We start from the raw sequence: 25,572 nt of genomic DNA, 5'->3' as shown, positions 1-25,572 counted from the left end.
TGTCACTCTTGTTGTCGAGTGATCAGACCTTCTCTTATTGGTGGGGGGCGAGGATCAAACGCTCATCCTCTTTGAAAAAATGCTCATCGCAGTTATTGCCTGTGCCACTGCGATCAACCACCAGGAAGTCATCCCGCTTTTCGATCGTCAGCACCGGATGGTGCCAGACGCCGCGATGGTAATTGATGCCCTGCCTGCCGTTGGTGACGAAGGCGCGGACCAAGCCTGATACAGGTTCATCGCCAAGTGGCGCGACCACGATCAGAAAGGGGTTGCCGAGCAGCGGAATGAAAGCCTGGCTGCCCAGCGGATGGCGTTCCAGCATGCTGACGGTCAGCGGCATGTCCTGCGCGTCGGCGCGGAAGATGCTGATGATCGCGTTGTCCTCAGGCGTCGCGGTTTCGACCGTCGCCAGTTTGTGGAAGCGCATGGTCGAACCGTTGTTGATCATGAAGTGATCGCTGCCGTCGGTTTCGATCACGTCACCGAAAGGGGCGAAGGCTTCTTTGGTCAGCGGTTCAATCGTCAGTGTGCGCATGCTGTTCTTCTTAATCTCTTGAAAATTGATCGTTCCCACGCTCTGCGTGGGAACGCTGCCATGGACGCTCCGCGTCCACTGTGACGCGGAGCGTCACGGTATGCATTCCCACGCAGACGGTTCGACGCCTCGACGTGGGAACGATCGGGTGTTACTTCGCGACCTTGCCCAGTACGCGCAGGCGGCTCACACCACCGTCCGGGAACACGTTCAGACGGATGTGGGTGATCGGGCCCAGTGCCTTGATTTGCTCGACGAAGGTGTGTTCGGCGTGCATTTCCAGCTTCTGGCTCGGCAGCAGTTCGCGCCAGAACAGCGACTGGGTTTCGATCTGGCTGTCGGTGCCGCCCTTGACGAACGCGCCCTGGATCGAGCAGGTGTCCGGGTAGTTGCCCTTGAAGTGCAGGGTGTCGACGATGATTTTCTCGATCTCGCCCGGGTGGCCCAGCGCGACGATCACCCAGTCATTGCCCGGGGTACGACGACGCGCGGTTTCCCAGCCGTCGCCCATGTTGATGCCACGGCCCGGGTTGAGGATGTTGCTCATGCGGCCGAAGTGTTCGTCGGAGCAGGCGAGGGCGCGGCCACCGTTGAGGGCTGCTGCCAGGTCGACTTGCTCGTTGTCACCGACTGCCGACCAGTCGCGATGCGGAACACCGTACACGCGCAGACGGGCAACACCGCCGTCCGGGTAGATGTTGAAGCGCAGGTGGCTGAACGCCTTGTCGTTGCTGATTTCGTGGTAGTGGTGGCTGTTGCCCTGCAGCTCGACGGCCGACAGCACTTCAGTCCACTGGGTGTTTTCGTCCGGCTCGCCCGAGGCCAGGAAGCACGCTTCCAGAGAGGCCGATGGCGGGAAGTTGCCGGTGAAGAATGAAGTGTCGATGTCCACGCCTTTGATCGAACCCGGTACGCCCAGGCGGATTACCGCGCTGTCGTAGCCTTCGAAGCGCTTGCGGCGCGATTCCCAGCCGTCCATCCACTTGCCGTTGTCATCGAACACGCCCTCCTTCCACACGGCCGGGGTCGGCTGAAACAGACGATTGGCGTCTGCGAACCAGTCATCGGTGACCGAGATGATTTTGGTGCCCAGACGGGCATCGGCCAGGTTGACGAACTTCTCGAAAGGTACGGCGTAAGCTTTCATTCTTCTTGTCTGCCTTTAAATAAGTGGCTTGGGATGCTTGCGAGGCCCTGGGCGTTCTCCGCGTCTGACACGCTCGGGCCATGCTCGCTAAAGAGTCAGTAAACGGAACAGGGCGATCTTGTTGATCTCCGCCAGCGCGCATTTGAACTCGGTGTCGACCGGGTTGTGAATGCGCGTTTCGAACGCCGCGAGGATCTGATGCCGGTTGCTGCCTTTTACCGCCATGATGAAGGGAAACTTGAACTTGGCCTTGTAGGCGTCGTTCAGCTCGGTGAAGCGAGAAAACTCTTCGGCCGTGCATTGGTGAATACCGGCGCCAGCCTGTTCATTGGTGCTGGCTTCGGTCAACTGGCCCTGGACGGCAGCTTTGCCGGCCAGGTCCGGGTGAGCGTTGATCAGTGCCAGTTGACTGGCGTGATCGGCGCTCAACAGGATGTCGCTCATGCGCTGGTGCAGGGTTTCGATCTGGTCGATCGACGCGTCCTGACCCAGGTCGAAGGCCTTCTCGGCCACCCATGGCGAATGTTCGTAGATGTCGGCGAAGGCGTTGACGAAGGCGTCGCGGCTCAGGGTCGACGGTTTCAGGCTTTGAAAGGTGCTCATTTGGCAGCCCCTTGGTACGGGTGGGTTTCGTGCCAGTGACGCGCGATGTCGACGCGACGGCTGAACCACACCTGTTCATGACTTTTGGCGTATTCGATAAAACGCTTGAGCGAAGCCAGACGCGCCGGACGGCCCACCAGACGGCAGTGCAGGCCGATCGACAGCATCTTCGGTGCTTCGGCGCCTTCGGCGTACAGCACATCGAACGCGTCTTTGAGGTATTCGAAGAAATCGTCGCCCTTGTTGAAACCCTGGACCTGGGTGAAGCGCATGTCGTTGGTGTCCAGGGTGTACGGGATCACCAGGTGCGGCTTGCCGGTCGGGTTGTTCGGTTCCCAGTAGGGCAGGTCGTCGTCGTAGGTGTCGCAGTCGTAGAGGAAACCGCCTTCTTCCATCACCAGACGACGGGTGTTCGGGCCGGTGCGACCGGTGTACCAGCCTAGTGGGCGCTCGCCGGTGAGTTCGGTGAGGATGCGGATCGCTTCGAGCATGTGCTCGCGTTCCTGCGCCTCGTCCATGTACTGGTAGTCGATCCAGCGGTAGCCGTGGCTGCAGATCTCGTGGCCGGCCTCGACCATCGCGCGGATCACGTCCGGGTGGCGCTGGGCGGCCATGGCCACGGCGAAGATGGTCAGCGGAATGTCGAATTCCTTGAACAGTTTCAGGATCCGCCAGACGCCGGCACGGCTGCCATACTCGTAAAGCGATTCCATGCTCATGTTGCGCGCGCCTTGCAGAGGCTGGGCCGCGACCATTTCCGAGAGGAAGGCTTCCGATTCTTTGTCGCCGTGCAGAATGTTGCGCTCGCCGCCTTCTTCGTAATTGAGTACGAAGGACAGGGCGATCCGGGCATTGCCCGGCCAGTGTGGGTGAGGAGGGTTACTGCCGTAACCGATCAGGTCGCGTGGGTAGTCAGCGCTCACTGCAGTCTTCCTTCTTATTCGTTGACAGGTTGTGTAACGGCCTGCACAGGCTGGCGTCACAGCGATGGGCTGATTGTATACAACTTTATTCTCAATTTGTAAGCCTGAATTTTCGCATTTTTCACCGGCTGTCATCTTTTACTGCTAATGGCGTGAGCCTGCAAGAAACCTGCCTGACCAGTCAGCTAATGGACTGGGGGTTCAATGAATGCATGGTGCAAGGGCAGATCACCGGGAAATCGGAGGATGGCGGGGGTAAGAGGAAAAATGTCGTTTTTATTGTGTACAATTTTTTTGAAAAGTGTCTTAATCAATCGCTCGCCGCAGCTTTTCGTGCTCCGAAACGGTGCGGTCTCCTTTTCAACTGACTTCGGGAGGCGCGAAGTCTGACTGCTCCACGCAGGCAGGCGCGCAGAATCAATGGGACGTTTGACAACACACGTTTTGGACGCTGCACACGGTTGCCCGGGCAGCTCGATCAAGGTCGAGCTGTACCGTGTTGAAGGTTCGCACCTGGAATTGGTCGCCAGTGCGCTTACCAACAGCGACGGCCGGGTCGATGCGCCGCTGCTGCAAGGCGATGACTACCGTACCGGTGTCTATCAGGTTCAGTTCCACGCTGGCGATTACTACCGCGCCCGCGGCGTCCAGTTGCCGGAGCCGGCATTTCTGGACGTGGTGGTGCTGCGGTTCGGCATCTCTGCCGAACAGGATCATTACCACGTACCGTTGCTGATCTCGCCTTACAGCTATTCCACCTATCGGGGCAGCTGACCCCCAAGCAGCTGCCCCTACCGGGAAGCGACTGCGCATATAGCTTCTTTGGTCTTTCGCCCGCTCACACTGCGGGCTTTTTTTCGTCGGCCATTCAGCAACCTGCGATCACAGCCGCGCGTGTCCGTCGCGCACGATAAACACCGTGTCGTCAGCGTTCGCCAGCGTCTGCGGGCCGCCCCTGAGCCAGACGACTTTGTGGGTGGCGTGTGCTGCAATAACCGCCGCTGCCGCCGCTGCACCCACCTGAATGTGCAGGCGCAGGCTGGCGCTGTTCTGATCGACATTCAGGGTCTGGTTGATCTTGCGACCCCGGATGCGATGCAGGCTGATGAAAAACACGTAGTCATGCCCGGTGCGTTTGAACACCAGCGCCGGAAAAGAGTTGGACGGGCTGGGATCGAACACGGCGTAGCCGTTACGGGTCAGCAGCGTCGCCATGAAACGTTTGAGATCCACCGCCGATTGAGTGTTGGTCGAATACAGCCATTCCTGGCGAAACAGCGCCGGATCGAAATCCAGTCGCTGCAACGGGCCACCCGGTGTCGGTGTCGGCAGTTCGATGACGCGGATCGCTCCACCACCCGACGTCGGCAGAATCGGCAGCATCAGCAGTGGGTCAGCCAGTTGCGGGCGTGGATGGGAATTTCCGGTTTTCCAGTCGTTGAAGGTTTGTCGCAGCAGGGTCAGTCCCGAGCCGGTGGCGATGTTGGCGCCATTCGCCAGTACAAACTGATGGAAGGCGATGTTCTCCAGTGAGGTCGCCGATAACTCCGGAAAGTATTGGCTGACGTAATTCGTCAACGGGCGTTCGAACGGTAACGTCGGATCAATTTGCCAGTGCTGGGCCGGTGGAACCTGAATGGCGCCTCGCGGCTGTTGCTGCGGGTCCAGTCTGAGTGTGCGGTCCAGCAGGTCGAAGTCGTAGATCAGATGATTCGGGTTCTTGATGTAGACGATCGGATCGTTCGCGTTGCCGCGTGGAATGACTTTGTACTGAATCCCGTCGACGCGGATGTCGCCCGGGGTGGCGTGTTGCGGGTCGATGCTCCAACCGTTCCACGGCGTCTCCTCAAGGCGTGGGCGTTTTGACGGTACGGCGGACGGTTCATCATCCGGCACTCGGTGGCGTGAAATGAACAATTGCGAGGTGCCGGCGTCCGGCGCATTTCCCGTCAGGACCGGACGCCACACCAGCGTCCCCTCAACCCGTTCCAGCAACGGACCGGACGCGAGGAGCTCGTTCGAAAGCCTGGCTCTCATTCCATTCTGTGCATCCGGTCCGATCTGCACCGTTCCGCCCTCGACAAGATCGACATAGGCATGGCGGCCCGCTGAACGAATGCCGTTCAGCAGGTCGGGAGGCGGCAGTCGGTTGACCAGCCCAGGTGCGAGAAAATAACTGCCGATCGGCCTTTGTACGGTGCTGTCCCGGACGTGCGTCTCGGCAGGGAGGTCGTAGATTTCGATCATCTGCCGGCGGGTCACAGGTGGCGCAGGCAACTGCCAGGCCGGGTGGGTCAAGGTCGGATCGATCAAGGTGTCGGGCATCAGGCGCGGTGGTGTTGGAGTGTCCGGCGGGGTGTCCCGTACGACAGGCGTGGTATCCGGCGTATCTGTTTTCGGTCGGGTGGGGCGTTTGGGGCTCATTGATTGTTTGGCTCTGTCAGGCAATCGATTATCTGGAGGGCACCGCCTCCGTGCGCCAGATGAGGCGCACGATGCACAGAAATGATCGTCAAGCCGGGGTTTTGACGGGTGGTACATATGTATAGCGAAGACAGATGGACCCGATCGGGCAATCGTTCATCAGAAGAGGCGGGGGGGGGGGGAGCGAAGCGTCTGCCACCCTCGCATGGCGATTCGAGGGCGGCAGTCAGTTGCAAATCTGGGCAGTCAGGATGCGATATTTCAGTGACCGCTCAGCAGCGATGCGGCACCTGCGCCGCCAAACAGACCGGCGCTGATCCGGTTGAACCAGCTCTGACCCTTGCCGCTGCGCAGGTAGCGCGCTGCACCATGGGCACCGAGCCCGTAGGTCAACTTGCACAGCAGATCGAGCACCGTCCAGGTGGCGATCATCACCAGCAGTTGTGGGAGGAACGGTTGTTGCGCACTGAGGAACTGCGGCAGAAACGCGGCAAAGAACAAGATGTCTTTCGGATTGCTCGCGCCCAGCACGAAGGCCCGGCTGAACAATGCGCGGAATTTCGGAACCGGTGCCGCTTGCGGAACCTCGGCGCCGGTCGATGGCTGACGCGATTGCTGCCAGCTCTGCCAGGCGAGGTAGAACAGGTAGATCGCGCCGATGATTTTCAGGGCGCTGAACAGTTTTTCGGACGCCAGCAGCAGGGCACCCAGCCCCAGCGCCGAGGCACTGAGCAGGCAGATCGAGGCGAATACGCCACCGAGAAATGCCGGGTATGAACGGCGCAAACCGTAATTCAGACTGTTGCTGATCATCAGCAATGACAGCGGCCCCGGAATCAGGATCACCACCAGCGCGGCGCCGCTGAACAGCAGCCAGGTTTCCAGACTCATCACTTTCTCCTTTTTATCGTTATCAAGAATGTGCAAAAGCCCCACCCGCAAGGGTGAGGCTGTTTTGACGCTCGAACCGCGTGACGCTTACAAGAAGATGAACTTGGCGATGAAGATCGCGCAGAGCACCCACAGGCTGACGGAGATCTCTTTGTATTTACCGGTGCCGGCCTTCAGCGCGACATAGGTAATGAAGCCCAGCGCGATACCGTCGGCGACCGAGAAGGTCAACGGCATCATGATCGCGGTGACGATGGCCGGAATACTGTCGGTCGCTTCGTCCCATTCGATGTGCGCCATGCCGCCCATCATCAGCATCGCTACATAAATCAGCGCGCCAGCGGTGGCGTAGGCGGGAATCATGCCGGCCAGCGGTGCAAAGAACATCGCGGCTATAAATAGCACACCGACGGTGACTGCGGTAAGACCAGTCCGACCACCAGCCGCTACACCGGCGGCACTTTCCACATAGCTGGTGACCGGCGGAACGCCGACGACTGCACCGAATACGCTGGAGGCGGAGTCGGCTTTCATGGCGCGGGAGAGGTTTTCGATGCGGCCGTCAGCGCCTACCAGATTGGCGCGCTGGGCAACGCCCATCAGGGTGCCGGCGGTGTCGAACATGTGCACGAAAAGGAAGGCGAGCACGACGCTGATCATGCTGACGTTGAACACGCCGGCGACGTTCATGGCCATGAAGGTCGGCGCCAGGCTTGGCGGGGCGGACATGATGCCCTCGTAGTGCACCAGACCGATGCCCCAGCCGGCCAGGGTCACGGTGATGATGCTGATGAGAATTGCACCGAACACTTTGTGGTAGCTGAGGATCGCGATCATCAGGAAGCAGATGGCGGCGAGCAGCGGGCCGGGTTCACGCAGCGAGCCAAGCTTGATCAGCGTGGCCGGGCTGTCGACGACAATACCGGCGGTCTTCAGGCCGATCAGTCCGAGAAACAGACCCACACCGGCACCCATCGCAAAGCGCAGGCTGACCGGAATGCTGTTGAGCAGCCATTCGCGAATCCGCGAAAAGGTCAGGATCATGAACAGCACACCCGAGACGAACACCGCACCCAGCGCGGTTTCCCAGTTGTAGCCCATGGTGCCGACCACGGTGTAGGTGAAGAATGCGTTGAGGCCCATGCCCGGCGCCAGGCCCACCGGCCAGTTGGCGTACAAACCCATCAGCAGGCAGCCCAGCGCGGCGGCGATGCAGGTGGCGACGAAAGCCGCACCGTGATCGATCCCGGCATCGGCCATGATGTTCGGGTTGACGAAAATGATGTAGGCCATGGTGATGAAGGTTGTCAGACCGGCGATCAGCTCGGTCTTCACCGTGGTGCCATGCAAGCTGAGTTTAAAGAGGCGCTCAAGCAGGCCATTGCGTAACGGCGGCGAGAGTTCCAGCGTCGATGCTTCGGATTTGCGGCTTTCCACAGCGAGTACTCCTCAAGAGTTTTATTGTTATTTCCAGGGCCGGACCCTATGAGGGGGTGGCAGCGGCCCTTTGAGGCATACGCGAATTTGTTGACCATGCGGTCAGGAACTCGCACGCTGTGGATTATGCTTTTGTATACAAATAAAGCAAATAATGTTTTTGGTTTTGTCGACGAAAGTTTTGAGGATCGGGCTATATCACTCGGCGGCGCGGTTTTTCCCCAGCGCCAGATTCACCGCCAGCCAGCCGTTGACTGCCGTTTCGCCCGCTTCGGCAAACACTCGCTCCAGCAATTTCACCTGCTCGCGGCGCAATGCCTGTTCAAATTTCGCGCCTTCGACGGTCAACGTCAGAAGCCGTTTACGTTTGTCTTCTTCGGACGCCACGCTGTCCACCAGGTGCATTTCCTGCAACTGACGCAACGGCATGTTCAGTGCCTGTTTGCTCACACCGAGCAGCGCGAGCAACTCCTTGACGCTCAGGTTCGGGTAGCGGGCGATGAAAAACACGATGCGTTGATGCACGCGGGACAGGCCGCGACGCTCAAGCATTTCGTCAGCCTTGGCGGTGAACGCCTGGTAACCGAAGAAGAACGCTTCCATGGCTTGTTGTTGGCTGGCGCAGTTTTTAAGGTCAATCATATTGACGTTTCCGCTGAGGTTGTCGTAATTTCAGTCAACAAGTTTGACTCATTTTTCTCATGCCTCGCTAGCGGTGACTTCCATGGCTTTTTCCGAACGTGTCTCGCGTCTCAAAAGTTCTCTGATCCGTGAAATCCTGGCCGCAGCTCAGCGCCCGGAAGTCATGTCCTTCGCGGGCGGTTTGCCTGCTGAAGCCATGCTGCCGAAGGTCGAATGGGCCGACATGCCGCTGTCTCTCGGCCAGTACGGCATGAGCGAAGGCGAGCCCGCGTTGCGCGAAGCCCTGGCGGCAGAGGCGAGGGCGCTGGGGTTGCCGTGTGAGGCGAGTCAGGTGTTGGTGGTCAGCGGTTCCCAGCAAACCCTCGATCTGGCGGCCAAGCTGTACATCGACAAGGGCACCGAAATCCTGCTCGAAGCGCCGACCTATCTGGCGGCCTTGCAGATCTTCCAGCTGTTCGGCGCCGATTGCCTGACCGTGCCGCTGGAGGCCGATGGACCAAATCTGGCACAACTGCGCCAGCGCCTGGAGCAGCATCGCCCAGCGTTCATCTATTTGATTCCGACCTTCCAGAACCCGTCCGCCGTGCGCTACAGCGAAACCAAGCGCGAGGCCGTCGCAGCACTGCTCGACGAATTCGGCGTAACCCTGATCGAAGACGAGCCTTACCGCGAACTGACCTTCGACGGCGGCAGCGCCCAACCGATTGCCGGTCGTTTGAAGAAATCCAGCTGGATCTACACCGGCACTGTGTCGAAAACCCTGTTGCCGGGTCTGCGCGTCGGCTACCTGATCGCCAGCCCCGATCTGTTTCCGCACCTGCTCAAACTCAAACAATCGGCGGATCTGCACACCAACCGCATCGGTCAGTGGCAGGCGTTGCAGTGGATCGGCAGCGAGAAATATCAACAGCACTTGAGTGAATTGCGCGGCTTCTACCGTCAGCGTCGCGATGCTTTTCAATCAGCGCTGGAAACTCACTTCGCCGATCTGGCTGACTGGAATACACCCCAGGGCGGGCTGTTTTTCTGGCTGACGCTGAAGCAGCCGCTGGACACACGTACATTGCTGAACACCGCGCTGGCCAACGATGTGGCGTTCATGCCGGGCGAGCCGTTTTTCCCCGACCCGGATCGCAACCACGGTCATCTGCGCCTGAACTTCAGTCACATCGACCCCACCCGGCTGGACGAAGGCCTCAAACGTCTGGCAGCGGTGGTGCGCCAGGCGCAGGCCGCACAGGCGGCATAAAAAAACCGGCCATCAGGCCGGTTTTTTTATTCAGACGGCGGCGAACCGCTTGTTCAGATATTCGATGATGGTATTGGACTCATACATCCAGGTGGTCTGACCGTTCTCTTCGATGCGCAGGCACGGCACCTTGATCTTGCCACCCTGTTCCAGCAGGGTCTGGCGATCCTGCTCGTTGTTCTTCGCATCCTTCAGGGCTACCGGCACATTCAGGCGACGCAGGCTGCGGCGGGTCTTCACGCAGAACGGGCAGGCGTGGAACTGATACAGGGTCAGGTCTTTCGCGGCGGTATCCACCTGAGCCTGGGCAGCGGCGGGGCGCTGTTTCTTGCCCGGGCGGGTCAGGAAATCAACGAAGATGATCAGTTGGCCGAGGCCGACACGAAGCGCTTTGACGAACACGTTACAAGCCTCACAGGGACATTGAAGAAGGCGCGCAGCTTACCCGATTTTTCACGGGCGAAAAAAACCGGCGATCAACGCCGGTTTTTTTGTGTCACGAATTACTTGATCAGGCTGAGAAACTCGCTGCGGGTCGCCGCGTTTTCGCGGAACTCACCGAGCATCACCGAGGTGATCATCGACGAATTCTGCTTCTCCACACCGCGCATCATCATGCACATGTGCTTGGCCTCGATCACCACGGCCACGCCCAGCGCGCCGGTGACCTGCTGGACCGCATCGGCGATCTGGCGGCTGAGGTTTTCCTGGATCTGCAGGCGGCGGGCGTACATGTCGACGATCCGCGCGACCTTCGACAGGCCCAGCACTTTGCCGCTCGGGATATACGCGACGTGGGCCTTGCCGATGAACGGCAGCAGGTGGTGTTCGCACAACGAGTAGAGCTCGATGTCCTTGACCAGCACCATTTCGCTGTTGTCGGAGCTGAACAGGGCACCGTTGGTGACCTCTTCGAGCGTCTGTTCATAACCGCGGCAGAGGTACTGCATGGCTTTGGCGGCACGCTTTGGCGTGTCGAGCAGGCCCTCGCGGGACACGTCCTCGCCCAGTTGGCCGAGAATCGCGGTGTAATTCTGTTCCAGGGACATGAAACTACCTGTGGGGATTTTCGCAAAGGGCAAGGGTACGGTGGCGGACACGACCCTGCAAGTTCGGTGTGACGGGATTATTCGTCGCGGCCTTCCATCATGGTGCGTTTGAGCATCACGTAAACCGCGCCGGCACCGCCGTGTTTCGCCTGGCACGAGCAGAAACCGAGCACTTGCGCATGCTGACGCAGCCAGGTGTTGACGTGGCTCTTGATCATCGGCCGCTTGCCGTCCAGTCGCACAGCCTTGCCATGGGTGACACGCACGCAGCGGATTTCGAATTTGGTCGCTTCGGCAAGAAACGCCCAAAGGGTTTCTCGGGCCTTTTCGACGCTCATGCCGTGCAGGTCGAGGCTGCCTTCGAACGGGATCTGCCCGACCTTGAGCTTGCGCATCTGGCTTTCCTGCACCCCGTCGCGGGCCCACATCAGCTCGTCTTCGGGCCCGACGTCGATCACGAACTGATCGGACAGACCGTCAACAGTGGTGGTTTCGGTACGGATGGTCGCGGACTGGCGCAGCTTGGCGATCTGTGCACGGTCAGCCTTGGGTTTGCCGGTGTCGGCGCGGTCGTGCTTGATCGGCTTGACGCCTTGGATCGCACTTTTGAACAGGGAAAAATCGTCGTCTTGCATATCAGCCTCCGCGAAGGGCGGCCAGTTTACCCAAACAGACACAAAACGGCCCGGCAAAAAGCCAGGCCGTCGATTCAGTCGTGTTTTTTCATCAGGTGCGGGGACATGTTCAGTTCCCGCGATTGCCGTGCGCGACGCCGGCAACGACGCCACAGGGCCACGCCGAAATACAGGAACAACAGGCCGACGGCGAGAATGATCGCCGAGCCCATCGGGGTTGCGTTCAAGTCGCCGAGTGCCGGTGGGTGCCCCAGCAGGCTGGCGGCCCCGGCCAGAGCCAGCAGCACGCCGAACGTCGCCAGAATGGCGGCGATCGCTGCGCCGAAACGAAAACGCCAGTTGCTTTGGCCTTTGGGCCGCAAGCGGCGTGCGTCAAATCCATCGGATAACTTCATTCCGACCTTCCTCAATGGGTATCGGCCCTTCGACCGGGAGTTGACCGGGTTGTTCCTGAGGCTAGGGTAATTGAAGCAAATGCGAGGTCTTTGCAGATGAGCGGCGGGCTGAGCCGCTCATTTACGCTCGATCAGATCAGATCCTGGGTCAGCGCGAGGGTGGCGAAGTTGTCGGCCATGATCGCCATTTCCGCCTCCTGAACCTGTTCGGCACTGAGCACGCGACCCTTGAACGGCAGGTCACGGGTCGCGCAGGCGTCTTCGACCAGGGTGCAACGGAAACCCAGGTTCTTCGCTGCGCGCACGGTGGTGCTGACGCTGGAGTGGCTCATGAAACCGCAGACGATCAGGTCCAGCGAACCGATGGTTTGCAGACGATCGTAGAGTTCGGTGCCGTGGAAAGCGCTCGGCAGCAGTTTGCCGATAATGGTTTCATCGCCCAGGGGTTCCAGGCCGGGGATGAATTCGCCGCGTTCGCCTTGCGGGTCGAACAGACCGCCGACGGTGCCGAGGTGGCGTACGTGCACGATCGGACGGCCGGCTGCGCGGGCGGCGGCAACCAGTTGTTTGATGTTCGCGACAGCCGCGTCCATGCCGCTCAGGGCCAGCGGGCCGCTGAGGTACTCTTTCTGGGCATCGATGATGACCACGGTGGCATGGCTCAACGTGGCCGCTGCGTAACCGCGACCGCTGAGTTGAAACATCGTTTTTGGAACGGACATTCTGGGGCTCCTTGGGGTGGGGCTTTTGCGACATTGTCCTCTGGCTGAGCGGTTCTGTGAATCGCTACCATCGTAGGCACCGTCGTTACTGGCCTGCAGCCTCGTCAAGTTACACGTTCTGTTCAATAGCTGATAAAGAATTCGGAACACTCCTACCGTTGCCCCGGGATTTTTCCTGCGTCGTCGTGGCGCGTTTTGGCTGGTAGAATCGCCAGTCGTTTTTTCTGGAGTTCTGCCCCGTGATCACTTCCCGACTTCGTACCCTGCGCGACCACATCCGTTGGGCCGTCAGCCGCTTCCATGGGGAGGATCTGTTTTTCGGCCATGGCACCGACAATGCCTGGGACGAAGCCCGGCAGCTTGTGCTCGGCGCTTTGCACCTGCCATGGGAAATCGCCGACAGCTATCTGGACTGCGCGCTGGAAGACGACGAACTGGTCAACCTGCAACGCCTGCTCAAGCGCCGCATCGAAGAACGCATTCCGACCGCTTACCTGCTGGGCGAGGCGTGGTTCTGCGGCATGTCGTTCATCGTCGATGAGCGTGTGCTGATCCCGCGTTCGCCGATTGGTGAGTTGATCGAAAACCGTTTTGCACCGTGGATCGGCGACGAGCCGGCGCGGATTCTCGACCTGTGCACCGGCTCCGGCTGCATCGGCATCGCGTGCGCCTACGAATTCCAGAACGCCGAAGTGGTGCTGGCGGACCTGTCGTTCGAAGCGCTGGAAGTGGCGAACCAGAACATCGAGCGTCATGGCGTCGATGAGCGTGTGTTCACTGTGCAGGGCGATGGTTTTGAGGGTTTGCCGGGTCAACGTTTCGACCTGATCGTGTCGAACCCGCCCTACGTCGACGCGGAAGATTTCGCCGACATGCCGGACGAATATCAACACGAGCCGGAATTGGGTCTGGCCTGCGGCGATGACGGTTTGAACCTGGTGCGCCGGATGCTCGCCGAAGCGGCGGATCACCTGACCGAGAAAGGTTTGCTGATTGTCGAGGTGGGCAACAGCCAGGTACACGTCGAAGCGCTGTACCCGGAAGTCGATTTCGCCTGGCTGGAATTCCAGCGCGGCGGGCATGGCGTGTTCATGCTGACCGCCGAACAGTGCCGCGATCATCAGGCGCTGTTCGCTTCCCGCGTCTGACCTGAACCGATCGTTCCCACCTTGGTGGGAACGATCATTGGCTTAGCGGTGTGTGGCAATCCAGATCAGCAAGCCGGCCTGGAACACGGCAAACGCCACCAGACACGTAATGGTGAAGCGCAAACCCGCGTCTTCACGCTTGAACTTGCTGACCTTGTCTTCCTGCTTTTTCAGCTTCACTTCCTGCTCGGCCAGGTTCTGCTCGGCCTGCTGCAACATCTGCGCAGCTTCGAGAATCTCGACGATCTGCAGCTTTTCGCTGTTCCAGTCGCCCAGCAAGTCACCGACCTGCACTTCCTTGACGCTGCCCTTCAAATGCTGGGCGTCGGCGTAAACCACATCAAAGCCATGCACGCGCAGAAAGTGATCGCGGCGCAGGCGCGTGTCTTCGTTCAGCGCGTCCTTGTTGTTCAAGTCCATGCCGTCGACGGTGTAGGTGGGCCAGCGCTTTTTCGCCCAGTTGATGCCCTGGGCGGCCATGAAGCGGCCGATGCCACGGTTCAGCGGTTCGATCTGCAGACCGCTGTCCGGACCGAAGTGCACGCGTTTGGTCTTGTGGTCGACCCACACGTCGAGCTGGTTCTGCTCTTTGCGCACACGCTGCGCCGGCAGTTTGATCGACATGCGCATCAGGCTGTGTTCTTTGCTGTTGCGCTCGGCGTAACCGAATTCGACAAAGCGCAACGGCCGCCCGCCGGTGTTGCGATCGGTCTGCAACGGCGCCAGGCGGAGCATCTTGTGGTGCTCGACGTGGACATCCGCCCATGGCAGCTCGACCGCTGGCGGTGCGTCTTTTTCAGCGGTGGTGTCGGGTGAAGTCTGGGTATCAGTCATAACGGCGAGATCCTGTCCAAGCTGCTTGCCGCCAGCCAGTACGCTGGCGACAAAGGCTTATCGGCCGTTTTCTACAGGACTAGAGGGCAAAAAGAGCTTAACGGGTGCGAAGTCCGTCAATAAATTCGAGGATGCGTGTCCCCAATTCCGCCGCCAGCGGCAAATTCGGGTCCTTGTAAGAGGCCATTTGCCGCTTCACGTCGTTGGGCACGATGCGCATCACGTGGTTCATGCCTTCGATCAACGCCAGTGTCGCGTCGGGTTTTGCCGCCTTGAGCAGGTTGGCGTCATCGACTTGAACCTGAATGTCGTTGCTGCCCTGAACGATCAAGGCCGGCATTTTCAGATGGGCGAAGGCTGCGGACGGATCCTGACGGAACAACGAAATCAGATACGGCTGCACGCTAGGGCGAAATATTGGCTGCAAGGGCGCCGGGACATTGTCGTCGGTGTGGCCGGCCTTGAGGCTGTCGAGCAACTCGTTGCTGCGCTGCATCAGTGGCGGCGGAAGACTGCGGGCCAGTTGCCGGCGCAACACCTGATCGATCGGCCGGGCGGTGCCGGACAGCGAAATGACAGCGGCCGCGTCGACTTTCGGTGCGGCCAGGCTGGCAATCAGTGCGCCCTCGCTGTGACCCAGCAGGATCAACGGGCCGAAACGCGGATCAGCCTTGAGCTTCTGGCTCCAGGCCACGGCGTCCGCGACGTAGGCATCCACCGACAGATTGCGCTCATCCGGTGTCGCGGCCAGGCTCGCGGCCACCCCGCGTTTGTCGAAGCGCACGCTGGCGATATTGTGCTTGGCCAGCACCCAGGCCAGTCGCTTGAGGCTGTCGTTGCGCCCGCCGTCCGGGTTGTTTCCGTCACGATCCGTAGGACCCGAGCCAGAAAGAATGAGGACAACCGGCACGGGATTGTCAGACTTTGGCAGCAACAGCGAGCCGAAAAGTTCGCCGCTGCCGGTGTCCAAAGTCACCGGGCGTTGCAGGACGGTCGCCTGGACAAAGCCAGTAAACAGGGTAAGGCTCAAGATCAAAACTCGCAGCATCATCACGCCATCATTTGCAAAGGTGCCGGTTGGACTCACCAACACCGCCAAGGTTCGAGGATGAACTACTCGGTTAGCCTGCGTATACTGGCGCGCATCATGAATTTGGGTTTGATTTCACGGAGCGTCCTGCATGTCCGGCAATACCTACGGCAAGCTGTTCACTGTCACCACCGCGGGCGAAAGCCATGGTCCGGCGTTGGTCGCCATTGTCGACGGCTGCCCGCCGGGCCTGGAGATTTCCCTTGAGGACCTGCAGCGCGACCTCGATCGCCGCAAGCCGGGCACCAGCCGCCACACCACCCAGCGTCAGGAGGCCGACGAAGTCGAAATCTTGTCCGGCGTGTTCGAGGGCCGTACCACCGGCTGCTCCATCGGCCTGCTGATCCGCAACACCGACCAGAAGTCCAAGGACTACTCGGCGATCAAGGATCTGTTCCGTCCGGCCCACGCCGACTACACCTACCACCACAAATACGGCGAGCGCGATTACCGCGGCGGCGGTCGCAGCTCCGCGCGGGAAACCGCGATGCGCGTGGCAGCCGGTGCGATTGCCAAGAAATACCTGGCGACGCAGGGCATCGTCATTCGCGGCTACATGAGCCAGCTCGGCCCGATCGAAATCCCGTTCAAGACTTGGGAATCGGTCGAGCAGAACGCCTTCTTCAGCCCGGACCCGGACAAGGTTCCGGAACTGGAAGCCTACATGGACCAGTTGCGCCGCGATCAGGACTCGGTCGGGGCCAAGATCACCGTGGTCGCCGAAGGTGTGATGCCGGGTCTGGGCGAGCCGATCTTCGACCGTCTCGATGCCGAACTGGCCCACGCGCTGATGAGCATCAACGCGGTCAAAGGCGTGGAAATCGGCGCCGGTTTCGCTTCGGTCGCCCAACGTGGCACCGAGCACCGCGATGAAATGACCCCGGAAGGTTTCCTCAGCAACAACGCCGGCGGCATCCTCGGCGGAATTTCGTCCGGTCAGCCGATCGTCGCGCACCTGGCGCTGAAGCCGACGTCGAGCATCACCACGCCAGGTCGATCGATCGACATTCACGGCAACCCTGCGGAAGTGATCACCAAGGGTCGTCACGATCCGTGCGTCGGCATCCGCGCCACGCCGATTGCCGAGGCGATGATGGCCATCGTGCTGATGGATCACCTGCTGCGTCACCGTGGTCAGAACGCCGACGTGCGCGTGAGCACGCCGGTCCTGGGTCAGCTCTGATGGGTCAACTCACAGCCGCTGCGGTTTGACCGTGGCGGCGCTCCCGTACTGGCGGCTGTCCAGTTTCTATCTGTTCTATTTCGCCTTGCTCGGCTCGACGGCGCCATTTCTGGCGCTGTACTTCGATCACCTCGGATTCAGCGCCGCACGCATCGGCGAGTTGGTGGCGATCCCGATGCTGATGCGCTGTGTGGCGCCGAACATCTGGGGCTGGCTCGGCGACTACACCGGCAAGCGCCTGGCCATCGTGCGCTTCGGCGCGGTGTGTACGCTGCTGACCTTCTCGCTGATTTTCGTCAGCAAGACTTACGCCTGGTTGGCGATGGTCATGGCCTTGCACGCGTTCTTCTGGCACGCGGTGTTGCCGCAGTTCGAAGTCATTACCCTCGCGCATCTGCAGGGGCAAACCTCCCGCTACAGCCAGATTCGGCTGTGGGGCTCGATCGGTTTCATCATCACCGTGGTCGCGCTCGGGCGATTGTTCGAATGGCTCAGCCTCGACATCTACCCGGCGGCGCTGGTGCTGATCATGGCCGGCATCGTGCTCAGCAGTCTGTGGGTGCCGAACGCGCAACCGCCTCAAGGCAACCGGCCGACGGGCGAGGGTTTTCTCAAGCAGTTGCGCAATCCCGGGGTCTTGGCGTTCTACGGTTGCGTGGCGCTGATGCAGATGAGCCACGGGCCGTATTACACGTTTCTGACCTTGCACCTCGAACGCCTGGGTTACAGCCGAGGTGTGATCGGCATGCTCTGGGCCGTTGGCGTGGTGGCGGAAGTGCTGATGTTCATGGCCATGAGCCGGATCCTCGCGCGTTTTTCCCTGCGTCGTGTGCTGATGGCGAGTTTTCTGCTGGCGGCGCTGCGCTGGTTGCTGCTAGGTTCGTTCGCCGAATTCCTGTGGGTGCTGCTGTTTGCCCAGGTGCTGCACGCCGCGACGTTCGGCAGCTTTCATGCCGCTGCCATCCAGTTCGTGCAACGTAGCTTCGGCGCGCGTCAGCAAGGGCAGGGCCAGGCGTTGTACGCCGCACTGGCCGGCACCGGCGGTGCGCTGGGCGCGTTGTATTCCGGCTACAGCTGGAATGCCCTCGGCGCGACATTGACCTTTAGTATTGCCAGTCTCGCGGCGCTCGCTGCTGCCGTTATCATTGCCACACGTATGCAAGAGGACAGGCCATGAGCCTTACGCGTGAACAGCTTGCCCAGCAAATCGTCGACGCCGGGCGTTTTCTTTACGGTCGCGGCTGGTCGCCGGCCACCAGCAGCAACTACTCGACGCGCCTGTCGCCGAGCGAAGCGCTGCTGACCGTGTCCGGCAAGCACAAGGGCCAGTTGGGTCTGGACGACGTGCTTGCCACCGACTTGTCCGGCAACAGCCTGGAACCGGGGAAAAAACCGTCCGCCGAAACCCTGCTGCACACCCAGCTCTATAGCTGGCGCCCGGAGATCGGCGCGGTGCTGCACACCCACTCGGTGAACGCCACGGTGCTGTCGCGCCTGACGCCGGAAGATTTCATCGAGTTCGAAGACTACGAACTGCAAAAAGCCTTCAGCGGTATTTCGACCCACGAATCCCGGGTGCGGGTGCCGATCTTCGACAACGATCAGGACATTGCGCGCCTCGTCGCCAAGGTGCAGCCTTGGCTCGACGCCCATTCCGATTGCGTCGGTTATCTGATTCGCGGTCACGGCCTCTATACCTGGGGCGCGCAGATGAGCGACGCGTTGCGCCAGATCGAGGCCTTTGAATTTCTGTTTGAATGCGAGTTGAAGACCCGCAGCGTCATGAACCGCCAAGGCTGACTTCACCAGAACCAGCCCATTTGCCTGATGAATGCAGTGCCCGACCGGTCTCGAAGAACCGGACGGCAAGGCCGATACCGAGGAATTACCCCCATGAGCAGCCTGTCCGTCTATCACGTTTCCAGCCCTGAAATTCCGAACAAGGTGCTGACCCATTTCGAAGACATCGCCTCGACCCTGGCCGAGCAGGGCGTGCGCTTCGACCGCTGGCAAGCCGCCGCGAAGATCCAGCCCGGCGCTAGCCAGGAAGAAGTGATCGGCGCCTACAAAGAGCAGATCGACAAGCTGATGACCGAGCGTGGTTACATCACCGTCGATGTGATCAGCCTCAACAGCGATCACCCGCAAAAAGCCGAATTCCGTGCCAAATTCCTTGAAGAACATCGCCATGGCGAAGACGAAGTACGCTTTTTCGTCGCCGGTCGTGGCCTGTTTACCCTGCACATCGACGATTACGTCTACGCCGTGCTGTGCGAGAAGAACGACCTGATTTCGGTACCGGCCGGCACCAAACACTGGTTCGACATGGGCGAGAACCCGCATTTCGTGGCGATCCGCCTGTTCAACAACCCTGAAGGCTGGGTTGCCAACTTCACCGGCGAAGACATTGCCGGCCGCTTCCCGCGCCTGGAGGACTGAGCCGATGTCGATCAAGGTCATTCTCACCGACATCGAAGGCACCACCAGCGCGGTGAGTTTTGTGTTCGACGTGCTGTTCCCGTATGCCGCCAAACACCTGCCGGACTTCGTTCGCCAGAACGCCCAGCGAACCGACGTCGCCGAACAACTGGACGCCGTGCGCCGCGACAGCAACGAGCCGCAGGCTGACGTTGAGCGAGTGGTAGAAATTCTGCTGGCCTGGATCGCCGAAGACCGCAAAGCTACACCGCTGAAAGCGTTGCAAGGCATGGTCTGGGAGCAGGGTTATCAGGCCGGGCAGTTGAAGGGTCATGTTTACCCGGACGCCGTCGAAGCGCTCCAGCGCTGGCATCAGGCCGGGTATCAACTGTTTGTTTATTCGTCTGGTTCGATTCAGGCCCAGAAGCTGATTTTCGGCTGCTCGGAGGCGGGGGATCTGACACCGCTGTTCAGCGGCTATTTCGACACCACGTCGGGCCCGAAGCGCGAAGCGCAGTCCTACAGCACTATTCAGCAGGCCATCGGGGTCGAACCGCAGGAAATCCTGTTCCTGTCCGACATCGTGCAGGAACTCGACGCCGCCCAGGCCGCCGGCCTGCAAACCTGCGGCCTGGCCCGTGAGGGTGGGGAACTGGAAGGGCATGTGACCGTCGACAGCTTTACCGGGATCGAACCGGAAGCGTTCTGATTCCACACAATCGATGCGCAAACAAACAGGCCGTGAAGCGGAAGCTCCACGGCCTGTTTGTTTATGCGGTGTTTACATCGAGTGATAGGTCGGCAGGGCAAAACGCTGCTGGCTTTGCAGCATGCCGATTTGCGGCAGCTCGCTGGCTTGTTCGGCCAGGTCACGGCGGATCGCGCTGATCGCCCACGACAGTTGGTCGCCGGCATGCAGTTGCTGATAGGTGAGCGCACGTTTGAACACTTTGCCGTCGGCACTCTTCAGCGTCAGCAGGATCCCGCCATCGGGACGCGGTTGGGTGGTGACGTTGAAGTTGGAGAACAGGGAGGTAAATTTTTCTTGGATCAGGCTCATGTCTTTCAGCTCCGTATGCACTTGAATGGCAAGCATGCAGAGGGAGTTGCAGTGATTGTGCCAGTATTCTATTTTTATAAAATCGTTATAAATCAATAAGTTAGAAATTATGCAAATTCAAGTCGTCGTGCAATCTGCATGAATGGCCATCGTGCATCCTGCATTTTGCGGGATCGCTGTCGATCCGATGGAACCATTCCATCCGGCTGCAATCGCGTTTCGCCTTGTAGCGTTGGCGGATACAAAACATTGCAAAAACCGCGTGTACAGCCCGAGAAGCCCTGACGTATTTTCGGCCTCGACCCTCGCTCAAGAAGCGCCGGTTGCCTTACCCGATTGCCCGACAATAAAAAATCCGGCCTGCACGCCAAGGTCGAACGGGAGCTGCCATGAGCCACGCGCCTAGCGACACGATTACCTGGAGCATGATGCTCCGCAAACTGCCGATGATTGCCAAAGCCATCCCTCGGGTGGTGAAAGGCATGAAGGTGGCCAACGTCAAGGATCCGACCCAAACCTGTGGCCTGGGCTGGACCTTCGAGCAAGCGACCCTGCGCAATCCCGAGGGCCCCGCGCTGCTGTCGGGTGAGGTGGTGCTGAGTTATTCACAGGTCAACCAGTGGGCCAACCGCATTGCCCACTACCTGATCGGGCAGGGCATCGGCAAAGGCGATGTGGTGGCGGTGTTCATCGAAAACCGCCCGGAACTGCTGGTGACGATTCTGGCGCTGGCCAAGGTCGGCGCCGTCAGCGCGCTGCTCAACACTTCGCAGACTCGCGACACGCTGATTCACAGCATCAATCTGGTGGCGCCGGTGGCGATTGTCGTCGGTGAGGAATTGCTGCCAGCCTTCACCGCGGTGCGCGAGCAAGTGACGATTGCGCCGGCCCGCACCTGGTTCGTGGCGGATCAGGACACCTTCAGCCAGCCGGGCATCGCCCCGGAGGGTTACACCAATCTGATCAGCGCCAGCGCCGATGCGCCAAGCGACAACCCGGCCAGCAGCCGGCAGATTTTTTTCGATGACCCGTGCTTCTACATCTACACCTCAGGCACCACCGGTTTGCCCAAGGCCGGCGTGTTCAAGCACGGACGCTGGATGCGCAGCTCGGCGAGCTTCGGCATGATCGCCCTCGACATGCGCCCGGACGATATCGTCTATTGCACCTTGCCGCTGTACCACGCCACCGGCCTTTGCGTGTGCTGGGGATCGGCGGTCAATGGCGCCTCGGGCTTCGCGATTCGCCGCAAGTTCAGCGCCCGGCAGTTCTGGAGCGATGTGCGCCGCTACCGCGCAACCACCATCGGCTACGTCGGCGAGTTGTGCCGTTATCTGGTGGATCAGCCGGTCAGCAGCGATGACAGCCGCCATGACGTGCGCAAGATGATCGGCAACGGTTTGCGGCCCGGTGCCTGGGCCGAGTTCAAGACCCGGTTTGCGGTGGATCACATCTGCGAACTGTACGCGGCGAGCGACGGCAATATCGGCTTCACCAACATCCTCAATTTCGACAACACCATCGGATTCTCGCTGATGGCCTGGGAACTGGTCGCCTACGATCAGGACAGCGGCGAACCGATTCGTGGTGCTGACGGGTTCATGCGCAAGGTCGACCGGGGCGAGCGCGGCCTGTTGCTGGCGCGGATCGACGACAAGGCGCCGCTGGATGGCTACACCGATCCGCAGAAAACCGCGAAAGTCGTGCTGCAGGACGTATTCACCAAGGGCGACCGCTTCTTCAACACCGGCGATCTGCTGCGCAACATCGGTTTCGGTCATGCGCAGTTTGTCGATCGCCTCGGCGACACCTACCGCTGGAAGGGCGAAAACGTCTCGACCACCGAGGTCGAGAACCTGTTGCTCCAGCATCCGCACATTTCCGAAGCCGTGGCCTATGGCGTGGAAATTCCCAACACCAACGGTCGCGCCGGCATGGCGGCGATCACGCCGGCCGAATCGTTGGCGACGCTGGACTTCACCGAGCTGCTGGCCTTCGCCCGCCAGCGCATGCCGGCCTATGCGGTGCCGTTGTTCCTGCGGGTCAAGGTGAAGATGGAAACCACCGGCACCTTCAAATACCAGAAGACGCGCTTGAAAAACGAAGGCTTCGACCCCGGCCAGACAGGTGATGACCCGATCTATGCCTGGCTGCCCGGTACTGAAACCTACGTGCAGGTCACGGATGAAATCCTTGCGGACATTCGCGGCGGCAAGTTCCGTTATTGATATTGGCTATCGACTGTCTTGGAAAAAAGGGGGTGACAGCTATCGCCGCGCTCGGGAAACTATCGGCTTTCCGATTGACCGAAAGTGGAGTTGCCCCATGTCCGACCAAAGCCGCCAGATGACCCCCGAAGAAGCTGCCGAATTCACCGAGCAGGTATTCAACAAGGCGCGCGACGGCGATGCGGCGATGCTGGATCGCCTGATCACGGCCGGTCTGCCGGTCAACCTGACCAACAGCAAGGGCGACACCCTGTTGATGCTCGCCAGTTACTACGGTCACGTAGATGCGGTGCAAGTGCTGCTCAAGCACAAGGCCGACCCGGAACAACGCAATGGCAATGGCCAGAGCCCGATTGCCGGCGCGGCATTCAAGGGTGACCTGGCCGTGGTCAAGGCATTGGTGGCCGGTGGGGCGCAGATTGAAGGCGCTTCCTTCGACGGCCGCACGGCGCTGATGATGGCGGCGATGTTCAACCGGGTTGAAATCGTCGAGTTCCTGATCGACCAGGGCGCGGACCCGAAAGCCAAGGACGCCAACGGCATCACCGCGCTGGACGCGGCCCGCACCATGGGCGCTGTGGACACCACCGCGCAGCTGGAAAAACTGCTGGGCTGAACCGTCGGGCCGGAACCCGCTCTGTGGCGAAGGCGAGAATGCGCTATCCTTCGCGCCCTCAAAATTCTCTTCGCCACAGGATCCGCCCCCATGAAAGCCGCACTCGCCGAACTCATCAGCAAAATCAGCTCCGGCTGCATGGGCGACGACGAGATTCAGAAGGTCGCTGATGAAGCGGCGCAGGCCTACGCCGATGCCGACGCTTTTCTGACCGCCAATCCGGACATCAACTACGACGACACTTTCCCGATTCCTTTGGGCGAATGGGTCGTGGTCGGCAGTCTGCCGGAAACCGTGCTGTTCCAGGCCGACACCTACGTTGACCTGTTCGCGCAGATCGTGGCTTCGTTCGGCCCGGGCGTGGAGTTCAACCTCAAGCCCAAGCAACTGGCCAAGACCGAAGCGCTGACCGCACTCAACCGCATCCAGGTGCAGATGAGCAGCATGAACAAGGAAAACGGTGGCTACACGCTGATGAACTTCAGCCAGTTGCTCGACGACGAACTGCAAGTGGTGCTGGTCTACGGCAACGACGTGCCGCGCGTGCTGGAACTGTGTGCCGAAGTCGGCATCGCCGCTGCGCCGTCGCTGGAAGCCTTGAAGGTCGCCGTTCACGTCTGAGCGCAATAAAAGGGAACCCTGCGCGCGACCGTCTATCCTAAAAGTGCATGCCACTATTCTGGAGTGACACCATGGGTTCCACGTTCAACGGCCTGATCGGCCTGATCATTCTTGCCCTCGACATCTGGGCGATCATCAACGTGCTGAAAAGCGGTGCCGAGACCGGGATGAAAATCCTCTGGGTGCTGTTGATCATCTTCCTGCCGGTGCTGGGCCTGATCATCTGGGCGATTGCCGGGCCGCGGGGCAATGTGCGGATCTGACCGTTCGCGCCAATGGATTGTGCCGGGCCGATGAAGTGAGGTTCGACCTGTCATCTTCGGCAACGTAGAATGCGCGCCTTTCCCGGGCAATCGAACCTGACGATTGGCGCCCGCGCATTCATCGGAGCACTTCACCATGACCGTCACCAAGACCAGCGAATACCTGGAAACCCTCTACGAAGGCTACGGCCAGCGTTTTCGCATGGAAAAACTGCTGCACGAAGTGCGCACCGAACACCAGCACCTGGTGATCTTCCAGAACCCGCGCATGGGCCGGGTGATGGCGCTGGACGGCGTGATCCAGACCACCGAAGCCGATGAATTCATCTACCACGAAATGCTCACCCACGTGCCGATCCTCGCCCACGGCACCGCCAAGCGCGTGCTGATCATCGGCGGCGGCGACGGTGGCATGCTGCGCGAAGTGACCAAGCACGCCAGCGTCGAGCACATCACCATGGTCGAAATCGACGGCACCGTGGTCGACATGTGCAAGGAATTCCTGCCGAACCACTCCAAGGGCGCCTACGACGACCCACGCCTGAACCTGGTGATCGACGACGGCATGCGCTTCGTCGCAACCACCACTGAAAAGTTCGACGTGATCATTTCCGACTCCACCGACCCGATCGGCCCGGGCGAAGTGCTGTTCTCGGAAAACTTCTACCAGGCCTGCCACCGCTGCCTGAACGAGGGTGGCATCCTCGTGACCCAGAACGGCACGCCGTTCATGCAGATCGAAGAAGTGAAAACCACCGCCGGTCGCCTGCGCAGCCTGTTCCCGGACTGGCACTTCTATCAGGCGGCCGTGCCGACCTACATCGGCGGTTCGATGACCTTCGCCTGGGGCTCGACCAACCCGGCCTACCGCAAGCTGAGCCGTGAAACCCTGCAACAGCGTTTCATCGGCAGCGGCATCGTCACCCGTTACTACAACCCGGAAATCCACATCGGCGCCTTCGCCTTGCCGCAATACGTGCTGCAAGCGGTGAACAAGCCAAGCAACGACTGATCACTCAGCCGTTATCACTGCGGGAGCGAGCGGCTTCGTTCCCGCAGATGAAATGTTTTTCATGTTTCATCGGTGTAAAGCTTTTGAACGATCAATCCTGACAAAAGTCGAGATAGATATGAGCCCATTTGCGGGTTTGTTCGAGGAGGCACCAATGCAAAAGTGGAAAGTCACTTTCGTGGATGATCACGGTGAAATTGTCGATGAAATCTTCGAGCGCGCGGAATGCCCCAACGACGATGAGGCCGCTCGATTGATCAAGGAACGACTCCTTCCTGTCGCCGCCGCACTGGATCTGAACGATCTGGAAGGGCGCACCTCCGATGCAGGCGCCAAAAGCCTGAAAACCCAGAACAGCATCGAAATCCGCAGCATCACGCCCATCTGAAAATCTTCTTGTCCGTAACGTACCAGGCCTTGGCAGCGGCTCTATCTTGGGGCTAC

Annotated in this window: 30 protein-coding genes; 14 read left to right on the top strand and 16 right to left on the bottom strand. The window is 60.2% G+C overall.

The annotated features are described in order from the left end of the window. Positions 1-34: 34 nt before the first annotated feature. The 4 genes from AC07N4_RS14865 to puuE all read right to left on the bottom strand — a co-directional run bounded on the left by AC07N4_RS14865 (position 35) and on the right by puuE (position 3,211). Positions 35-538: an ureidoglycolate lyase gene (locus AC07N4_RS14865; RefSeq protein WP_007960046.1), complete on the bottom strand. Its 504-nt coding sequence runs from the start codon at positions 536-538 to the stop codon at positions 35-37. Positions 539-689: 151 nt separating this feature from the next. Then, positions 690-1,685: an allantoicase gene (gene alc, locus AC07N4_RS14860; RefSeq protein WP_096822937.1), complete on the bottom strand. Its 996-nt coding sequence runs from the start codon at positions 1,683-1,685 to the stop codon at positions 690-692. A gap of 87 nt (positions 1,686-1,772) precedes the next feature. Then, positions 1,773-2,288, bottom strand: coding sequence for a 2-oxo-4-hydroxy-4-carboxy-5-ureidoimidazoline decarboxylase (gene uraD, locus AC07N4_RS14855; RefSeq protein WP_493066329.1), 516 nt, complete (start codon positions 2,286-2,288; stop codon positions 1,773-1,775). Beyond that, positions 2,285-3,211: an allantoinase PuuE gene (gene puuE / locus AC07N4_RS14850; RefSeq protein WP_007960032.1), complete on the bottom strand. Its 927-nt coding sequence runs from the start codon at positions 3,209-3,211 to the stop codon at positions 2,285-2,287. The genes uraD and puuE overlap by 4 nt, the downstream gene beginning before the upstream one ends. A 420-nt stretch (positions 3,212-3,631) precedes the next feature. Here puuE and uraH point away from each other — a divergent pair, with 420 nt between their 5' ends. Then, on the top strand, positions 3,632-3,985 hold the full coding sequence (gene uraH / locus AC07N4_RS14845; RefSeq protein ID WP_011333195.1) for a hydroxyisourate hydrolase: 354 nt from the start codon (positions 3,632-3,634) through the stop codon (positions 3,983-3,985). A 108-nt stretch (positions 3,986-4,093) separates the two neighbouring features. On the opposite strand, the gene AC07N4_RS14840 is transcribed toward uraH, so the two are convergent. The 4 genes from AC07N4_RS14840 to AC07N4_RS14825 form a co-directional block, all read right to left on the bottom strand. After that, complete coding sequence (locus AC07N4_RS14840) at positions 4,094-5,635, bottom strand: hypothetical protein (protein ID WP_493066328.1); 1,542 nt, start codon at positions 5,633-5,635, stop codon at positions 4,094-4,096. Positions 5,636-5,896: 261 nt separating this feature from the next. After that, positions 5,897-6,526: a LysE family translocator gene (locus tag AC07N4_RS14835; protein WP_096822940.1), complete on the bottom strand. Its 630-nt coding sequence runs from the start codon at positions 6,524-6,526 to the stop codon at positions 5,897-5,899. Between the two features lie 87 nt (positions 6,527-6,613). Continuing rightward, complete coding sequence (locus tag AC07N4_RS14830; protein WP_085710637.1) at positions 6,614-7,963, bottom strand: NCS2 family permease; 1,350 nt, start codon at positions 7,961-7,963, stop codon at positions 6,614-6,616. A 198-nt stretch (positions 7,964-8,161) separates the two neighbouring features. Beyond that, positions 8,162-8,605, bottom strand: coding sequence for a MarR family transcriptional regulator (locus AC07N4_RS14825; protein ID WP_273539017.1), 444 nt, complete (start codon positions 8,603-8,605; stop codon positions 8,162-8,164). An 82-nt stretch (positions 8,606-8,687) separates the two neighbouring features. Between AC07N4_RS14825 and AC07N4_RS14820 the strand changes: the two genes are divergently transcribed. Next, on the top strand, positions 8,688-9,854 hold the full coding sequence (locus AC07N4_RS14820) for an aminotransferase-like domain-containing protein (RefSeq protein ID WP_493066327.1): 1,167 nt from the start codon (positions 8,688-8,690) through the stop codon (positions 9,852-9,854). 30 nt (positions 9,855-9,884) lie between these two features. On the opposite strand, the gene AC07N4_RS14815 is transcribed toward AC07N4_RS14820, so the two are convergent. The 5 genes from AC07N4_RS14815 to AC07N4_RS14795 form a co-directional block, all read right to left on the bottom strand. Next, positions 9,885-10,256 (bottom strand): glutathione S-transferase N-terminal domain-containing protein, encoded by a 372-nt coding sequence (locus AC07N4_RS14815; protein WP_096822943.1) that lies wholly within the window; start codon positions 10,254-10,256, stop codon positions 9,885-9,887. A gap of 101 nt (positions 10,257-10,357) precedes the next feature. Further along, the gene (folE, locus tag AC07N4_RS14810; RefSeq protein ID WP_003204506.1) at positions 10,358-10,903 is read right to left on the bottom strand and encodes a GTP cyclohydrolase I FolE; all 546 of its coding nucleotides are present in this window, start codon (positions 10,901-10,903) and stop codon (positions 10,358-10,360) included. A 77-nt stretch (positions 10,904-10,980) separates the two neighbouring features. After that, positions 10,981-11,538 carry a Smr/MutS family protein gene (locus AC07N4_RS14805; RefSeq protein WP_085732349.1) on the bottom strand — a complete coding sequence of 186 codons (558 nt, stop codon included), beginning with the start codon at positions 11,536-11,538 and terminating at the stop codon, positions 10,981-10,983. 74 nt (positions 11,539-11,612) lie between these two features. Then, positions 11,613-11,933, bottom strand: a complete 321-nt coding sequence (locus AC07N4_RS14800) for a hypothetical protein (protein WP_096822944.1) — start codon at positions 11,931-11,933, stop codon at positions 11,613-11,615. A 131-nt stretch (positions 11,934-12,064) separates the two neighbouring features. Continuing rightward, positions 12,065-12,655 carry a cysteine hydrolase family protein gene (locus AC07N4_RS14795; RefSeq protein ID WP_096822945.1) on the bottom strand — a complete coding sequence of 197 codons (591 nt, stop codon included), beginning with the start codon at positions 12,653-12,655 and terminating at the stop codon, positions 12,065-12,067. 239 nt (positions 12,656-12,894) lie between these two features. On the opposite strand from AC07N4_RS14795, the gene prmB reads away from it, so the two are divergent. Continuing rightward, complete coding sequence (gene prmB / locus AC07N4_RS14790; RefSeq protein WP_096822946.1) at positions 12,895-13,803, top strand: 50S ribosomal protein L3 N(5)-glutamine methyltransferase; 909 nt, start codon at positions 12,895-12,897, stop codon at positions 13,801-13,803. 42 nt (positions 13,804-13,845) lie between these two features. Here prmB and AC07N4_RS14785 read toward each other — a convergent pair whose 3' ends face one another. Next, the gene (locus tag AC07N4_RS14785; RefSeq protein ID WP_096822947.1) at positions 13,846-14,637 is read right to left on the bottom strand and encodes a hypothetical protein; all 792 of its coding nucleotides are present in this window, start codon (positions 14,635-14,637) and stop codon (positions 13,846-13,848) included. Positions 14,638-14,734: 97 nt separating this feature from the next. Further along, positions 14,735-15,688 carry an alpha/beta hydrolase gene (locus AC07N4_RS14780; RefSeq protein WP_493066326.1) on the bottom strand — a complete coding sequence of 318 codons (954 nt, stop codon included), beginning with the start codon at positions 15,686-15,688 and terminating at the stop codon, positions 14,735-14,737. Between the two features lie 130 nt (positions 15,689-15,818). Here AC07N4_RS14780 and aroC point away from each other — a divergent pair, with 130 nt between their 5' ends. The 5 genes from aroC to mtnC all read left to right on the top strand — a co-directional run bounded on the left by aroC (position 15,819) and on the right by mtnC (position 20,037). Continuing rightward, positions 15,819-16,910 carry a chorismate synthase gene (aroC, locus tag AC07N4_RS14775; RefSeq protein ID WP_096822949.1) on the top strand — a complete coding sequence of 364 codons (1,092 nt, stop codon included), beginning with the start codon at positions 15,819-15,821 and terminating at the stop codon, positions 16,908-16,910. A 31-nt stretch (positions 16,911-16,941) separates the two neighbouring features. Continuing rightward, complete coding sequence (locus AC07N4_RS14770; RefSeq protein WP_493066325.1) at positions 16,942-18,087, top strand: MFS transporter; 1,146 nt, start codon at positions 16,942-16,944, stop codon at positions 18,085-18,087. Beyond that, complete coding sequence (locus AC07N4_RS14765) at positions 18,084-18,710, top strand: methylthioribulose 1-phosphate dehydratase (protein WP_493066324.1); 627 nt, start codon at positions 18,084-18,086, stop codon at positions 18,708-18,710. Before AC07N4_RS14770 ends, AC07N4_RS14765 begins: the two co-directional genes overlap by 4 nt. A 93-nt stretch (positions 18,711-18,803) precedes the next feature. Further along, positions 18,804-19,349 (top strand): 1,2-dihydroxy-3-keto-5-methylthiopentene dioxygenase, encoded by a 546-nt coding sequence (locus AC07N4_RS14760; protein WP_007959995.1) that lies wholly within the window; start codon positions 18,804-18,806, stop codon positions 19,347-19,349. Positions 19,350-19,353: 4 nt separating this feature from the next. Continuing rightward, positions 19,354-20,037 (top strand): acireductone synthase, encoded by a 684-nt coding sequence (mtnC, locus tag AC07N4_RS14755; RefSeq protein ID WP_102622503.1) that lies wholly within the window; start codon positions 19,354-19,356, stop codon positions 20,035-20,037. Positions 20,038-20,109: 72 nt separating this feature from the next. On the opposite strand, the gene AC07N4_RS14750 is transcribed toward mtnC, so the two are convergent. After that, entirely contained in the window at positions 20,110-20,388 is a 279-nt protein-coding gene (locus AC07N4_RS14750; RefSeq protein WP_096822971.1) for a DUF3509 domain-containing protein, read from the bottom strand. A gap of 389 nt (positions 20,389-20,777) precedes the next feature. On the opposite strand from AC07N4_RS14750, the gene AC07N4_RS14745 reads away from it, so the two are divergent. From AC07N4_RS14745 to AC07N4_RS14720, 6 genes are all read left to right on the top strand, one after another. Next, on the top strand, positions 20,778-22,616 hold the full coding sequence (locus AC07N4_RS14745) for a long-chain-acyl-CoA synthetase (protein ID WP_493066323.1): 1,839 nt from the start codon (positions 20,778-20,780) through the stop codon (positions 22,614-22,616). Positions 22,617-22,713: 97 nt separating this feature from the next. Then, complete coding sequence (locus AC07N4_RS14740; RefSeq protein WP_096822953.1) at positions 22,714-23,232, top strand: ankyrin repeat domain-containing protein; 519 nt, start codon at positions 22,714-22,716, stop codon at positions 23,230-23,232. A gap of 90 nt (positions 23,233-23,322) precedes the next feature. Beyond that, positions 23,323-23,853, top strand: a complete 531-nt coding sequence (locus tag AC07N4_RS14735; RefSeq protein WP_096822954.1) for a hypothetical protein — start codon at positions 23,323-23,325, stop codon at positions 23,851-23,853. A gap of 71 nt (positions 23,854-23,924) precedes the next feature. After that, positions 23,925-24,116, top strand: coding sequence for a PLDc N-terminal domain-containing protein (locus AC07N4_RS14730; protein ID WP_102622501.1), 192 nt, complete (start codon positions 23,925-23,927; stop codon positions 24,114-24,116). A 136-nt stretch (positions 24,117-24,252) separates the two neighbouring features. After that, a complete protein-coding gene (gene speE / locus AC07N4_RS14725) occupies positions 24,253-25,128 on the top strand; it encodes a polyamine aminopropyltransferase (RefSeq protein WP_085690505.1) in 876 nt (291 codons plus the stop codon). A gap of 154 nt (positions 25,129-25,282) precedes the next feature. Further along, the gene (locus tag AC07N4_RS14720; protein ID WP_493066322.1) at positions 25,283-25,516 is read left to right on the top strand and encodes a hypothetical protein; all 234 of its coding nucleotides are present in this window, start codon (positions 25,283-25,285) and stop codon (positions 25,514-25,516) included. The last annotated feature ends 56 nt before the right edge of the window (positions 25,517-25,572 follow it).

The sequence above is a fragment of the Pseudomonas sp. GW821-FHT09E04 genome (assembly GCF_059416185.1).
Note: the sequence above shows the minus strand (reverse complement) of the source record. Positions and strands in the feature narration are given on the sequence as shown.

What these genes read in the sequence shown, in the direction of transcription:
- AC07N4_RS14865 (WP_007960046.1), bottom strand. Translation starts at nt 538, where the DNA reads ATGCGCACACTGACGATTGAACCGCTGACCAAAGAAGCCTTCGCCCCT.
- alc (WP_096822937.1), bottom strand. Translation starts at nt 1,685, where the DNA reads ATGAAAGCTTACGCCGTACCTTTCGAGAAGTTCGTCAACCTGGCCGAT.
- uraD (WP_493066329.1), bottom strand. Translation starts at nt 2,288, where the DNA reads ATGAGCACCTTTCAAAGCCTGAAACCGTCGACCCTGAGCCGCGACGCC.
- uraH (WP_011333195.1), top strand. Translation starts at nt 3,632, where the DNA reads ATGGGACGTTTGACAACACACGTTTTGGACGCTGCACACGGTTGCCCG.
- AC07N4_RS14840 (WP_493066328.1), bottom strand. Translation starts at nt 5,635, where the DNA reads ATGAGCCCCAAACGCCCCACCCGACCGAAAACAGATACGCCGGATACC.
- AC07N4_RS14835 (WP_096822940.1), bottom strand. Translation starts at nt 6,526, where the DNA reads ATGAGTCTGGAAACCTGGCTGCTGTTCAGCGGCGCCGCGCTGGTGGTG.
- AC07N4_RS14825 (WP_273539017.1), bottom strand. Translation starts at nt 8,605, where the DNA reads ATGATTGACCTTAAAAACTGCGCCAGCCAACAACAAGCCATGGAAGCG.
- AC07N4_RS14820 (WP_493066327.1), top strand. Translation starts at nt 8,688, where the DNA reads ATGGCTTTTTCCGAACGTGTCTCGCGTCTCAAAAGTTCTCTGATCCGT.
- folE (WP_003204506.1), bottom strand. Translation starts at nt 10,903, where the DNA reads ATGTCCCTGGAACAGAATTACACCGCGATTCTCGGCCAACTGGGCGAG.
- AC07N4_RS14805 (WP_085732349.1), bottom strand. Translation starts at nt 11,538, where the DNA reads ATGCAAGACGACGATTTTTCCCTGTTCAAAAGTGCGATCCAAGGCGTC.
- AC07N4_RS14800 (WP_096822944.1), bottom strand. Translation starts at nt 11,933, where the DNA reads ATGAAGTTATCCGATGGATTTGACGCACGCCGCTTGCGGCCCAAAGGC.
- AC07N4_RS14795 (WP_096822945.1), bottom strand. Translation starts at nt 12,655, where the DNA reads ATGTCCGTTCCAAAAACGATGTTTCAACTCAGCGGTCGCGGTTACGCA.
- AC07N4_RS14785 (WP_096822947.1), bottom strand. Translation starts at nt 14,637, where the DNA reads ATGACTGATACCCAGACTTCACCCGACACCACCGCTGAAAAAGACGCA.
- AC07N4_RS14780 (WP_493066326.1), bottom strand. Translation starts at nt 15,688, where the DNA reads ATGATGCTGCGAGTTTTGATCTTGAGCCTTACCCTGTTTACTGGCTTT.
- aroC (WP_096822949.1), top strand. Translation starts at nt 15,819, where the DNA reads ATGTCCGGCAATACCTACGGCAAGCTGTTCACTGTCACCACCGCGGGC.
- AC07N4_RS14765 (WP_493066324.1), top strand. Translation starts at nt 18,084, where the DNA reads ATGAGCCTTACGCGTGAACAGCTTGCCCAGCAAATCGTCGACGCCGGG.
- AC07N4_RS14760 (WP_007959995.1), top strand. Translation starts at nt 18,804, where the DNA reads ATGAGCAGCCTGTCCGTCTATCACGTTTCCAGCCCTGAAATTCCGAAC.
- mtnC (WP_102622503.1), top strand. Translation starts at nt 19,354, where the DNA reads ATGTCGATCAAGGTCATTCTCACCGACATCGAAGGCACCACCAGCGCG.
- AC07N4_RS14750 (WP_096822971.1), bottom strand. Translation starts at nt 20,388, where the DNA reads ATGAGCCTGATCCAAGAAAAATTTACCTCCCTGTTCTCCAACTTCAAC.
- AC07N4_RS14745 (WP_493066323.1), top strand. Translation starts at nt 20,778, where the DNA reads ATGAGCCACGCGCCTAGCGACACGATTACCTGGAGCATGATGCTCCGC.
- AC07N4_RS14740 (WP_096822953.1), top strand. Translation starts at nt 22,714, where the DNA reads ATGTCCGACCAAAGCCGCCAGATGACCCCCGAAGAAGCTGCCGAATTC.
- AC07N4_RS14735 (WP_096822954.1), top strand. Translation starts at nt 23,323, where the DNA reads ATGAAAGCCGCACTCGCCGAACTCATCAGCAAAATCAGCTCCGGCTGC.
- AC07N4_RS14730 (WP_102622501.1), top strand. Translation starts at nt 23,925, where the DNA reads ATGGGTTCCACGTTCAACGGCCTGATCGGCCTGATCATTCTTGCCCTC.
- speE (WP_085690505.1), top strand. Translation starts at nt 24,253, where the DNA reads ATGACCGTCACCAAGACCAGCGAATACCTGGAAACCCTCTACGAAGGC.
- AC07N4_RS14720 (WP_493066322.1), top strand. Translation starts at nt 25,283, where the DNA reads ATGCAAAAGTGGAAAGTCACTTTCGTGGATGATCACGGTGAAATTGTC.